The following is a 12,284-nucleotide window of genomic DNA, read 5'->3' on the forward strand; positions in this document are numbered from 1 at the left end:
CGGACCCGGAAGTCACGCGGAACCGGAAGCGGAGCGGGTGCGTCGCCGAGTCGGGCGGGCGCGGAAGCGGCGCGGAACCGGAAGCGGCGCGGGTGCGTCGCCGGGTCGGGCGGACGCGGAGGCGTCGCGGAGTCGGGCGGGCGCGGAAGCGTCGCGGACCCGGAAGCGGCGCGAGCCCGGAAGCGGAGCGGGTGCGTCGCCGAGTCAGGCGGATGCGGAAGCGGCGCAGACCCGGAAGCGGCGCGGGCGACCGGAAACGGCGAGGGCCCGGCGCAGACGCGGCGGGCCCTACACATAGGTGCGCGCCCCGATCGCCTGCCACGGGGGAAGCGGGCGATAGGGGCGCGCACATGAGAGCTTAACGACCGGCGATCACTGGCACAACGGGTGAAGCGGGGTAGATGTGCGGTCGGATTCCCGACGCGAGCATCGCCGAACAAGAGTCGCAAGTGTCACTTATCGGACAGTAGGTATCGCACGGCTTTGCCGTCACCTTTTTTGATGTTGGGCGTCCGCGCTGGTCAGGGTGGCATGAGTCCGATCTATCCGGATTCATGTGCGGTTTGGCCGCCAGGTGACGGCCGGTTCGGGCAGTTTTATGACCAGACCCACCGACGCTCTGACGGGTGACATTTGCCTCCGCATAGCACAGAGTGGTCCCTACGCTTCTCACCGTGATTCCGGATCAGGAGCCCGAAACCGACATCATCGTCAGCGCCGTAGAGCCCGTCGACGTGCCCGGAGCGACCCTCGGGCAGGATCTCGCGGCACCCATCTTCGTCGACGAGACCGGCCGCCGCCGCCGACTCGTGCGCCTCGCGGCCTACGGCATCGGCGCCATCTGCCTCAGCTACACCGCGCTGCTCGGTGTCAGCATCGCCGGCGGCCCCGCCCTGCCGCACGCGCTGATGCCGTTTCCCGACCGGGTCCAACAGCCCGACAAAGACGCCACCACCAAGAACGCCCTGCATACGGCCTTCCGGCCGCCGAACCCCGGGCCATTCGTGGCACCGCTGCCACCGCCGACCGCACCCGGTGGGCCGGGCGGCCTGAGCACCTCGGCCCTGACCGTCGCGGCCCGGCCCACGCCGAGCCCGACCAAGGGCACCGCCCCGGTGTCGCCACCGCCCGCGACCAGCGAGCCGACCCGGCCGTCGGAGGCCACGCCGACGCCGGCGGAGCCGACCAGCCCGCCGGCGGAGCAGCCGTCTGACCCACCGGCCGGTGACCAGCAGGGCGGCGGCGGTGGCGGCGAGCCCGCCGACCCGCCACCGACCAACGACGGCGGCACCGGCAACGGCGGCGGCACGGGCAGCGGCAACAACGGCGGCTCCGAGACCGGTGGCGACTCCACCGGCGGCACCGGCGGCGGAACGGGTGGCAACGACGTCCCCGGCCCCCGCGACGGCGGCGGGTCGACCGACCCCGGCCCGAGCGGCTCCGGCACCCCGCCCACCGGCGTCGGTGGCGGCGACACCGGCGGCAGCGGCAGCGGCACGAGCGGCAGCGGCACGAGCGGCAGCGGCACGACCGGCGGCGGCACGACCGGCGGCGGCACGAGCGGCAGCACGGAGGCCGGCGGGACCGGGACCGGGACCGGGTCCGGCGACACCGGCAGCGGTTCCGGCTCCACTCCGGACGCGCCGAGCGCGCCGGAGTCGACGCCCACGGCTACGGCGACCGCCGAGCCCTCCCCGACCGACAGCGCCGCATGAGCGCACCAACCCTTGATCCGCGGGACGGGCTCGCCGGCGCTGCCGGCGAGCCCGTCCGCGGCAAGGCCACCGTTCCGGCCGGTCTGAAGATCGGCCCGCAGGGCACGTCGCCGTACGACGAAGACACCGTGCCGATCCCCGACCCACCGGCGACCGGCCGTGCGACGGTCCCCGGCGACCACCCGCCACTGTGGCCGGTCAACGCCGCCCGGACCGCGACCGGCATCGCCCGCGCGGTGCCCGGCCAGCGCGCGTTCGACCCACCCGGACCGACGGACACCGCGGTGGTGCTCGCACCGCCACTGCCGCCGACACCACCGCCCGCGACCGCCGTCGGCCCGGAGACACCCACCCCGCCCCGCAAGGCCGGCCGCCGGGTCGTACCCAAGCCCAAGTGGGTCGTCGCCGCCGTCCTGGTCTTCGTCTTCGTCAGCCTCCTGCTCGTCGAGGCGTACGCCAACGCCCAATTCGCCCCCGACCACCAGGGCGAAGCCGGCGACGCGACGATCGTGCCGGAGCAGATCGTCGACGGCGGCCCGATCATCAACGCGTCACCGGGCCAGGACGCCCGCTCCTATCGCCTCCCGCCGAAGACCATCGCCCTCACCTTCGACGACGGGCCCGACCCGGTCTGGACGCCGCAGGTGATGGCGGCGCTGGACCGCTACAACGCCAAGGCGACGTTCTTCGTCGTCGGCTCGCAGGTGGTGCGCTACCCGGACGAGGCGAAGAACCTCGTCGACAAGGGTCACGAACTCGGCGTGCACACCTTCACCCACCCGGACGTCGCGAATCTTCCCGACTGGCGCCGCCGGATGGAGTATTCGCAGACTCAACTCGCGCTGGCCGAAGCGGCCGGGGTGCGCACGTCGCTGCTGCGCTTCCCCTACTCGTCGCGGGTCGACGCGATCGACGACGCCGCCTGGCGCATGATCACCCAGGCCGGCGGCCTCGGCTACGTCACCGTGGTCAACGACCTCGACAGCGACGACTGGGCCCGACCCGGCGTCGACCGGATCATCGCCAACATGACGCCGACGGGCGACGCCGGTGCGGTGATCCTGATGCACGACGCGGGTGGCGACCGCGCGGAGACCGTCCAGGCCCTCGACCGGTTCATCCCCATGATGCAGGCCCGGGGGTACGCCTTCGTGACGGTCACCGACGGCCTGCGCCGCACGCTGGCCGACCCGGAAACCGGTGCCGCGCCGACGGTGTTGCGCAACACGCCCGCGTCGGCGGAGGACCAGCAGCGCGGTCTGGCGCTGGCCAGCGCGGTGCGGATCGCCGACTGGTCGCTCGACTTCTTCGCCATCCTGTTCCTGGTCGTCGGCGCCCTGACGCTGGCCCGTACCCTGCTGCTCTTCGTGCTCTCCAGCCGGCAGGCCCGGCGTCGCCGCGGCGACTGGTCGTGGGGTCCGCCAGTGACCGAGAAGGTCTCGGTGATCGTGCCGGCCTACAACGAGCGGGAGGGCATCGAGTCCGCGGTGCGCTCATTGGCCGGCGGCGACCATCCGGGCGGTATCGAGGTAATCGTCGTCGACGACGGCTCGACCGACGGCACCGCCGACATCGCCGAGTCGCTCGGCCTGCCCAACGTGCGGGTGATCCGCAAGCCCAACGGCGGCAAGTCCAGCGCGCTCAACACCGGCGTCGCCGCGGCCAGCGCCGACATCATCGTGATGGTCGACGGCGACACCGTCTTCGAAAACGACTCGGTGCGCCAACTCGTGCAGCCGTTCGCCGACCCCGGGGTGGGCGCCGTCGCCGGCAACGTCAAGGTCGGCAACCGCAAGAGCCTGGTCGCCCGCTGGCAACACATCGAGTACGTGATCGGCTTCAACCTCGACCGCCGGCTCTACGAGGCGCTGCGCTGCATGCCCACCGTCCCGGGCGCGATCGGCGCGTGGCGCAAGGACGCGCTGCTGTCGGTCGGCGGGATGAGCGACGACACGCTCGCCGAGGACACCGACGTGACGATCGCGTTCCTCCGCGCCGGCTGGAAAGTGGTCTACGAGGGCCGGGCCCGCGCCTGGACCGAGGCGCCGGCGTCGCTCGCCGAGCTCTGGCGGCAGCGATACCGCTGGAGCTACGGCACGATGCAGGCGATGTGGAAGCACCGCCGGTCGATCGTCGACAGCGGTGCGTCGGGCCGGTTCGGCCGCCGCGGGCTGCCGTTCCTCGCGCTGTTCAGCATCGCCCTGCCGCTGCTCGCGCCGGTCATCGACCTGCTCGCCGTCTACGGCGTGCTGTTCGCCGGCCGGACCGAGACCGCGCTGGCCTGGCTGGCCATGCTCGGCATGCAACTGGTCACCGGCGTGGTCGCCTTCAAGCTCGACAAGGAGCGCCTGACGCCGCTCTGGACACTTCCGCTGCAGCAGTTCGCGTACCGCCAACTGATGTATCTGGTGTTGATCCAGTCTTTGGTCACCGCGCTGACCGGCGGCCGGTTGCGCTGGCACAAGCTGGTGCGCACCGGCGAGGCCGCGGTGCACAGCTAGCGGAGCGAAACGGGGCGGCGATTTGACCGGTCACCGCTCCGTAGCCGGCAGACTGTGCGGATGGACCTGCTGGTACGGATGCGCGAGATCTGCCTGGCGCTGCCGGAGACCACCGAGCGGCTCAGCCACGGCGAGCCGACCTGGTTCGTCCGCGGCAAGACGTCTTTCCTGACCCTGGCCGTCGAGGGCCACCACGAGAACACGTTCCCGCACTTCTGCTGTGCGGCGCCGGCCGGCGTGCAGGGCGAACTGATCGCCGAGAACCCCGACGTGTTCTTCCGGCCGCCCTACGTCGGGCACCGTGGCTGGCTGGGCGTGCGGCTCGACCGCGACCCCGACTGGGCCGAGATTCGCGAGCTGGCCGTCGACGCCTACCGGACCGTCGCGCCGAAGCGACTGGTCGCCGAGCTCGAATGACCGGTCGGGAATCCGTCAGCGCGCCGCGGCCCCGTCCTCTGGCAGGCTGAACGGTCGTGGCGGTCGTGGTCGGGGTCGACGGAGCCGGTCGGACGCACCGGCTGCGCGCGCTCGCCCCGCCCGGCGCGGTCTGGGTCACGCCCGACCACCCCGAGGTTCCGGATTCCGCACCGGCCCTCGTCGTCGACGACCCGCACCGCCTCGACCAGCCGACCCTGCGCCGGCTGTCCGAGGTGGCCCGCCGCGGCACGCCGGTGCTGCTCGCCCGGCGCCCGACCCTCGACCCGCCGGCGCTGGGCGAGCTCGACGAGCTGGCCGCCAGCGACGGCGTCGTCCCGCTGGGCCCGCTCGACGCCGCCACGATCACGGCGCTGACCGGCCGGGCCGATCTGCTGGTGGCGTCGGGCGGCTGGCCCGCCATCGCCGCCCTGGCCGCGACCGGCGCCCTGCTGCCCCGGGTCCAGCGCCGGCTGGCCGCCGAACCACCGCCCGTCGGCGACGTCGCGCGGGTCGCCGCGCTCGGCCTGGACCTCGGCGACGACGTGCTCGCCGCCGCCACCGGGCACGACGCCGACGCGGTGGCCGCCGCCATGCGCACCCTGCGCGATCTCGGCTTCCTGGCGCCGGGTGCGGAGCGGATCGTGCCCGCGGTGGCCGAGGCGCTGCTCGCCGACCTCGCGCCGGCCGAGCGGCGCCGGCTGCACGGCCGGGTGGCGGGGGCGCTCGCCGACTCCGGTGCCGACCCGGTCACCGCCGCGGTGCAGTTGCGAGCCGCCGGGATCCGCGCCGGCGGCGACGTCTTCCGCGCCGCCGGCGACCGGCTGCGGTTCACCGACCCGGCGGCCGCGATCGGCTGGTACGACGACGCGGTGGACGCCGGCATCGACCCGGGGTCCATCGTGGCCGGCCGGGCCGAAGCGGCGGCGCTGGTCGGGCTGCCGGTCGACCCCGGTGTGGCCGGCGATCCCGCCACCGCACAACGGCTCGCCCTGGTGGCCGGCGCCGCGGCCGCGCACGACGGGCGGCCGGCCCGCGCGGCCGACGCCCTCACCGCCGGCGACCCGCCCGGCCCGCTGCTGGCCGTGCCGGCGCTGGTCGCGCTCGGGCGGCAGGCGGCCGCGCGGGAGATCCTGGCATCCGCGCCCGGTCCGCGGCGCCTGCTCGGCGAGGGCGTGCCGAAGGGGGACGGTCAGCGGGAGATCCTGGCATCGGCGACCGGGCCGTTGCGGCTGCTGGGCGAGGGAGTGCTGGCGGCGGGGCAGGAGCCGGCGACGGCCGTACCCCTGCTGATCGAGGCGGCCGAAGCGGCGGACCGGATGCCGCCGGCGGTGGTCCTGCCCGACACCGCGCACGCGTGGGGTGCGGTCGTCGCGGTGACCGCCGGCGACGCGGCGACCGCCGAGCACCTGCTGCGCGGCGCGCTCGACGCCGGCAGCGGCGGGCCCGTCGGCGTGCAGCGGCACCGGCTGCTGCTGGCCTGGGTGCGGCTGCGGACCGGCCGCTACGACAGCGCGGTCGCGGAGTTGCGCCGGCTCGGCGCCGGGCTGGCCGGGCGCGAAGCGTTGCTGGCGGCCGCGTTGCGCGCGGGCCTGGCCCGGCGCTCGGGTGACATCGCCGAACTGCGCGCCGCGTGGGTCAGCGTCGAGCCGGTGCTGGCCCGCCAGTCGGTCGACCTCTTCCAGGCCGAGCAGGTCGAGGAGCTCGCGGTGGCGGCCACCCGGCTGCGCCGGCCGCAACGGATCGCGCCGGTGCTGGCCGCGCTCGACGCCGCGGTCGCCGGGCTCGGTGAACCGCCGGCCTGGCGGGTCACCGTTGAATGGATCCGGTTGCAGGTCGCGGTCGCGGCCGACGACCCGACGGCGGTCAAGGCCGCCGCCGCCGCGATCGCCGCCGCCCGGCCGGGCCGGGAGCGCCAGCGCGCCCAGGCGGCCGCCGCGGCGGCGTGGGCCCGCTCGATGGCCGGCGCGGTCGAGGTCGCCGAGGTGGTCGCCGCCGTCGAACGGCTGGCCGGCGCCGAACTCCCCTGGGAGGCGTCCCGGCTCGCCGGCCACGCCGCGATCCGCACCGGCGACCCGTCGGCGGCCCGCCGGTTGCTGGAGGTGGCCCGGGAACTGTCCGGTGTGGCCGCGCCGGCGGCGGAGACCAACACCGCCGGACTGTCCGAACGCGAGATCGAGGTTGCCCGGCTGGTGCTCGACGGCCGCACCCACAAGGAGATCGGGGCACAGCTCTTCATCTCGCCGAAGACCGTCGAGCACCACGTCGCGCGGATCCGCACCAAGGTCGGCGCGACCGATCGGGCCGAGTTCGTCGCCGCTCTGAAATCCCTGCTGGATTCCTGACACTCCGCGTAATGCCGGGGGTGTTTCGCGGTCTGCTGAGTACCCCCTATCCGCCTCCCACACCGAGGGGGGTCTTCCCGATGTCCGGGGGGTGGGTCGGCGGCCAGGCTGTATCCATACCCGCCAGACAGGCCGGGAGAAATCCTCTAGAGGAGGCACGGGAAATGCAGAACGTCGAGATCACCAACCTCCTGGTCAACTTCATCAAGGAGCTGGCGACGGACCCCAACAAGGCGCTGCAGTTCGTGAGCAACCCCAACGGCGAACTCGTCGCACAGGGCATCACCGAGCACGACCTGTCCGGTCTGGACATGCCCGGCATCGTGCAGCAGGCCTGCGGCGAGCCCGGCTTCCCGGCCGAGGCCCGCGGCGCACTGCAGAGCTACACCAGCGGCGGCGGTGGCGGCGGGCAATACACCCCGCCGGCGCAGCACGTGACCTCCGGCCCGCAGTCGATGGAGCAGGTCGTGCAGCACCTGACCTACGTGACCCAGGTGACCAACGACAACGACGTGATCAACGAGATCGTCGACCAGAGCACCAACATCGAGGTCGGCGACGACTTCGACGGCGACATCGACGTCGACACCAACAACGCGTTCGCCGACGGCGACGGCGCCGTGGCGGTCGGCCAGGCCGACGGCGACGTCAACGCCGCGACCGGTGACAACTCGCAGGTCGTCGACGGCGACATCGAGGGCGACAACCTGGTCAACAGCGACGGCGCGGTGCAGATCGACGGCGACAACGAGGCACCCGTGGTCACCGGCACCAACACCGGCATCGTGGCCGACGGCGACGTCGACGACGCGATCGTCGGCGACCACAACCAGCAGCAGGCCAACGACGTTGACGTCGACGGCGACAACGACGGCGTCATCAACTTCGGCGACGGCGACGTGACCAGCGTCAACGACTCTGACCTGGACGACTCCAACGTCGGCTCCGGCACCAACATCACCGACAACGACGACTCGGCGATCGGCCTCGGCGACGGCGACACGAGCAACGTGCACGAAGACAACGACACGACGACCCAGGAGACCACGAACATCGACGCCGACGACTCGGTGGTCAACACCGAGCAGGGCGACGGCGACCAGGACTCCCACTTCGACCAGGACAACGACTTCAGCCTGCCGCACCCGGTCCGGACGCTCGACGAGCCCGAGGAGCACGTGCTCCACGACGCCGACGACCACGACGACGCGGACGCCCCGGTCTGATCCACCACCCAACTACACATCTCGCGCCGACAGCGGGCGGTCGGACCGGAAGGTCCGGCCGGCCCGCTGCGCCGTACACACCGGAGGGATCGCAGCGATGACCCAGCCCGCTACCGCACCGGCGGACGGCGCGGCCCGGCCAGCCACCGCGCCGGCCGGCGCGCTGGTCGACCTGGGCATCAAGGCCTGCGCGGCGTACGGCCGGGAGGACCTCGCCGCCCGGCTCGGCAAGGCCCGCGGCGGGCTCGACGACCCGGCGGTGCACATCGTCGTGGCCGGCGAGTTCAAGCAGGGCAAGAGTTCGTTGATCAACGCACTGCTCGGGATGGCGGTCTGTCCGGTCGACGACGACGTGGCCACCGCGGTGCCCACGTTCGTCCGGCACGGTGCCGACAAGACCGCCACGCTGGTCTACGACGACAACCCGCCGCGCCGCGAGCAGGTCGATTTCGCCGACCTGCGCCGCCACGTCGTCGAGAGCGACCAGGGCAGCCGGGTGTCCCGGGTGGACGTCACCGTCCCGCGCAAGATCCTCGCCGGCGGGTTGGTCATGGTCGACACCCCGGGCGTCGGCGGGCTCGGTTCCGCACACGCCGCGGCCGGGCTCGCCGCGATCTCCGTCGCCGACGCCGTCCTGTTCGTCACCGACGCCGCGCAGGAACTGACCCGCAGTGAGGTCGAGTTCCTCCGCCAGGCCCACGAACTCTGCCCGACCGTGGTCTGCGTGCTCACCAAGATTGACTTCTACCCGGCCTGGCGGCGGATCCGCGACCTCAACGCCAGCCACCTGCGGATGGTCGGCGACCTGCCGCTGATGCCGGTCGCCTCGCCGCTGCGGGCCCGCGCCGTGCGCGCCAACGACCAGGCGCTGAACACCGAGTCCGGCTTCCCGGACGTCGTCAAGTTCGTGCAGGAACGGGTCGGCGGCGGAGCCGCGACCCGCCGCTCCGCCGACGCGGCCGCCGAGGTTGTCGCCGTCTGCGACCAGCTGGTCAGCCAGTTCTCCGGCGAACGCGACGCGCTGGCCGACCCGGCCGGCGCGCAGCGGATCGTCGAAGACCTCAACAGCGCCAAGCGCCGGGTCGAAGAACTGAAGACCGCGGCCGCCCGGTGGAACGTGACGCTCAACGACGGCACCGCCGACCTGACCGCCGACGTCGACTTCGACCTGCGCGACCGGATCCGCAAGATCACCAGCGAGGCCGACGACGCGATCGACGAGGTCGACCCGGCCGACATGTGGCCGGAGATGGAAGAGTGGCTGCGCGCCCGGATCTCCTACGACCTACTGGGCAACTACACCTACCTGCGCCGCCGGGCGACCGAGCTGAGTGAGCAGGTGGCGACACACTTCCACGAGGCGTCCGGCGAGGCGGTCGGACTGCTCAAGGTCTACAACCCGACGCCGCTGGTCGAGGAGCGGCCGCTCGAGCACCGGATCGAACTGGCCAAGATGACCGCCGGCAAGCAGGTGATGGTGGCGCTCAAGAGTGCGTACGGCGGCGCCCTGATGTTCACCATGCTGGGCAGCCTGATGGGCGTCGCGCTGGGCCCGATCGGCATCGGCATCGGCGTGGTGATGGGCCATCGCGGCCTCAAGGACGAGAAGAAACGCCAGCTCGAACGGCGCCGGGCGCAGGCCAAGAACGCGATGCGCCGCTATTGCGACGAGATCAGCTTCGTGATGGGCAAGGACAGCCGCGACACCGTACGCCGGGTGCAACGCCAACTCCGCGACCACTACACCGGGCTGGCCGAGGAGCTCAACCGCTCGACCGCGACCGCCCTGGCCGGCGCCAGCGACACCGCCAAGCGCACCCAGGCCGAGCGACAGAAGCGGCTCAAGGACCTGGACGCCGAGTTGACCCGGTTGCGGCAACTCCGCGAGCGGGCGGCCAAGCTCTCATGACGCTCGTCGAACGCACCCGCGCCGCGTTGACCAGGGCCGCGACGGTCTACCGGGGCAGCGGCTTCGACCAGCGCATCGCCGAGGTGCGCGAGCGGCTCGACGAACCGTTGCGGGTGGCGATCGCCGGTCGGGTCAAGTCCGGCAAGTCCACCTTGCTCAACGCGCTGATCGCCGACCGGCTCGCGCCGACCGACGCCGGCGAGTGCACCCGGATCGTCACCTGGTACCGGGACGGCCACACCTACCGGGTCACCCTGCACCCGCGCTCCGGCGCGCCGCGCCAACTGCGATTCACCCGCGACGACGGCGCGATCGAGGTCGACCTCGGCGGCACCCGGCCCGAAGACGTGCACTCGCTCGACATCACCTGGCCGTCGCAGGCGCTGCGCGGTGCGACGCTGATCGACACGCCCGGCATCGGCTCGCTGTCCGAGCGGGTCTCGCGCCGGGCCTGGGAGCTGCTGGCGCCCGACGACGAGGAGACGCCGGCCGACGCGGTGCTCTACCTGATGCGCCATCTACACGCCAAAGACCTGGAGTTCCTGCACGCGTTCCACGACACCGAGGTGTCCCGGCCCAACCCGGTCAACGCGATCGGCGTGCTGTCGCGGGCCGACGAGATCGGTGTCGGGCGGCTCGACGCGATGGCCTCGGCCCGCCGGATCGCCACCCGGCTGGCCACCGACGCCAACGTGCGGCGGGTGGTGCAGACCGTCGTACCGGTGGCCGGCCTGCTCGCGGAGACCGCGGCGACCCTGACCGAGACCGAGGTGCGGCAACTGCGCGCGGTCGCGGCGCTGGAGGTCAAGCCGGCCGAGGAACTGATGCTCACCGCCGACCGGTTCGTCAACACGCTGCCCGAGCTGGGGCTGACCTCGATCGAGCGGGAGGCGCTGCTGGCCCGGTTCGGCCTCTACGGCATCCGCCTGGCCAGCACGCTGCTGCGCCAGGGCGCGCTGACCACCGCCACCGCGCTGGCCCGCGAGCTGACGGAGCGCAGCGGGCTGACCGACCTCCAGGAGGTGCTCGGGTCGCTCTTCTTCGAGCGGCGCGACGTGCTCAAGGCCCGATCGGCGCTGCTCGCCCTCGACTCGCTGGCCCGCAGCCGGCCCCGACCGGGCAGCCCGGCCGTCGCGGCGGAGGTCGAGGAGATCGTCGCGTCCGCGCATCCGTTCAACGAGTTGCGGGTGCTGGCCACGCTGCGCGCCGGCTGGCTGGGTGGCAAGCCGGCGGTGGTCGACGAACTGGAGCGGGTCATCGGGGGTACGGGCACCGCACCGCACATCCGCCTCGACCTCCCACCCGACGCGGCGGCGGGGCAACTGCGCTCGGCCGCCTCGGAGGCGCTGCTGCGCTGGCAGCGGCGTGCGGAGAACCCGATGACCGCCCACGAGATGGCGGTCGCGGCGCGGGTGGCGGTGCGGTCGTGCGAGGGTCTGCTGGCCGATCTCAACGGCCGGGCGCGCTGATCATGCGGTGTCGCCCGGGCGGTCAGCCGTCCAGATCGCCGTCGTCGAGGTCGTCGTCCGGGTCGTCCGGGTCGTCCGGGTCGCCCGGGTCGTCGCCGTCGAGTCCGTCGTCTCCGTCGTCGAGATCGAGGGTGGAGTCGACCAGGTCGAGAGCAGGATCGTCGACCTGGAAGCCGTCGGTCGCGTCGTCGAAGTCGTCGCCGTCCGCGTCGTCGGCCCCGTCGTCGGCCGCGTCGTCGAGGTCGTCGCCGGCGGCGTCGGTGCCGAGGTCGGCATCCGCATCGGCACCCGCGCCGAACTCGAACTCGCCGATCCCGGCGTGCGCGTCCGGCGCCGCGTCGAACACGGCGTCGAGGTCTTCGGCGGCGTCCGGGTCAGGTGCGGTCGCCAGCAGGTCGAACCATTCGGTGCCGGTGCCGTCGGTCTCCGCCGGCACGCCGCTGTTGGCCGTGACGAACGGTGCCAGGTGCTCGGCGACCTCCGCCGGCGCCGTGCCGGCGAAGCTGACCACCGCTTCGGCGACCAGGTCGGCCGGCAGGTCGTGGCCGGCGGCGGCGAGCGCGTCCGCACCCGCGGACGGGTCGCCGACCAGGTCGGAGAAGACGTCCTTGAGTGGTCGCGCGTCCATGCGTCAACACTATGGCCGCCGGTGCGCCGCCGCCGTCGGGGACTTCCCCGTGCGGTCCCCCATTCGACGCGACCCTG

Annotated in this window: 8 protein-coding genes; 7 read left to right on the top strand and 1 reads right to left on the bottom strand. The window is 73.2% G+C overall.

Annotated elements, in window-relative coordinates:
- Positions 1 to 674 precede the first annotated feature (674 nt).
- From AB0J74_RS05180 to AB0J74_RS05210, 7 genes are all read left to right on the top strand, one after another.
- Complete coding sequence (locus AB0J74_RS05180; RefSeq protein ID WP_363444859.1) at positions 675 to 1,715, top strand: hypothetical protein; 1,041 nt, start codon at positions 675 to 677, stop codon at positions 1,713 to 1,715.
- The gene (locus AB0J74_RS05185; protein WP_363444861.1) at positions 1,712 to 4,216 is read left to right on the top strand and encodes a bifunctional polysaccharide deacetylase/glycosyltransferase family 2 protein; all 2,505 of its coding nucleotides are present in this window, start codon (positions 1,712 to 1,714) and stop codon (positions 4,214 to 4,216) included. The genes AB0J74_RS05180 and AB0J74_RS05185 overlap by 4 nt, the downstream gene beginning before the upstream one ends.
- Before the next feature lie 60 nt (positions 4,217 to 4,276).
- Positions 4,277 to 4,633, top strand: coding sequence for an MmcQ/YjbR family DNA-binding protein (locus AB0J74_RS05190; RefSeq protein WP_363444863.1), 357 nt, complete (start codon positions 4,277 to 4,279; stop codon positions 4,631 to 4,633).
- Between the two features lie 56 nt (positions 4,634 to 4,689).
- Entirely contained in the window at positions 4,690 to 6,975 is a 2,286-nt protein-coding gene (locus tag AB0J74_RS05195; protein WP_363444865.1) for a helix-turn-helix transcriptional regulator, read from the top strand.
- A gap of 164 nt (positions 6,976 to 7,139) precedes the next feature.
- Complete coding sequence (locus AB0J74_RS05200; protein ID WP_363444867.1) at positions 7,140 to 8,201, top strand: hypothetical protein; 1,062 nt, start codon at positions 7,140 to 7,142, stop codon at positions 8,199 to 8,201.
- Positions 8,202 to 8,298: 97 nt separating this feature from the next.
- On the top strand, positions 8,299 to 10,110 hold the full coding sequence (locus tag AB0J74_RS05205; protein ID WP_363444869.1) for a dynamin family protein: 1,812 nt from the start codon (positions 8,299 to 8,301) through the stop codon (positions 10,108 to 10,110).
- Positions 10,107 to 11,579, top strand: coding sequence for a dynamin family protein (locus tag AB0J74_RS05210; protein WP_363444871.1), 1,473 nt, complete (start codon positions 10,107 to 10,109; stop codon positions 11,577 to 11,579). Before AB0J74_RS05205 ends, AB0J74_RS05210 begins: the two co-directional genes overlap by 4 nt.
- 22 nt (positions 11,580 to 11,601) lie before the next feature.
- On the opposite strand, the gene AB0J74_RS05215 is transcribed toward AB0J74_RS05210, so the two are convergent.
- The gene (locus AB0J74_RS05215) at positions 11,602 to 12,207 is read right to left on the bottom strand and encodes a hypothetical protein (protein WP_363444873.1); all 606 of its coding nucleotides are present in this window, start codon (positions 12,205 to 12,207) and stop codon (positions 11,602 to 11,604) included.
- Positions 12,208 to 12,284 lie beyond the last annotated feature (77 nt).

The organism is Asanoa sp. NPDC049573 (assembly GCF_040676615.1).
GTDB lineage: Bacteria > Actinomycetota > Actinomycetes > Mycobacteriales > Micromonosporaceae > Asanoa.

Coding starts and splice junctions, on each gene's coding strand:
- AB0J74_RS05200 (WP_363444867.1), top strand. CDS start 7,140: ATGCAGAACGTCGAGATCACCAACCTCCTGGTCAACTTCATCAAGGAG.
- AB0J74_RS05185 (WP_363444861.1), top strand. CDS start 1,712: ATGAGCGCACCAACCCTTGATCCGCGGGACGGGCTCGCCGGCGCTGCC.
- AB0J74_RS05215 (WP_363444873.1), bottom strand. CDS start 12,207: ATGGACGCGCGACCACTCAAGGACGTCTTCTCCGACCTGGTCGGCGAC.
- AB0J74_RS05205 (WP_363444869.1), top strand. CDS start 8,299: ATGACCCAGCCCGCTACCGCACCGGCGGACGGCGCGGCCCGGCCAGCC.
- AB0J74_RS05190 (WP_363444863.1), top strand. CDS start 4,277: ATGGACCTGCTGGTACGGATGCGCGAGATCTGCCTGGCGCTGCCGGAG.
- AB0J74_RS05210 (WP_363444871.1), top strand. CDS start 10,107: ATGACGCTCGTCGAACGCACCCGCGCCGCGTTGACCAGGGCCGCGACG.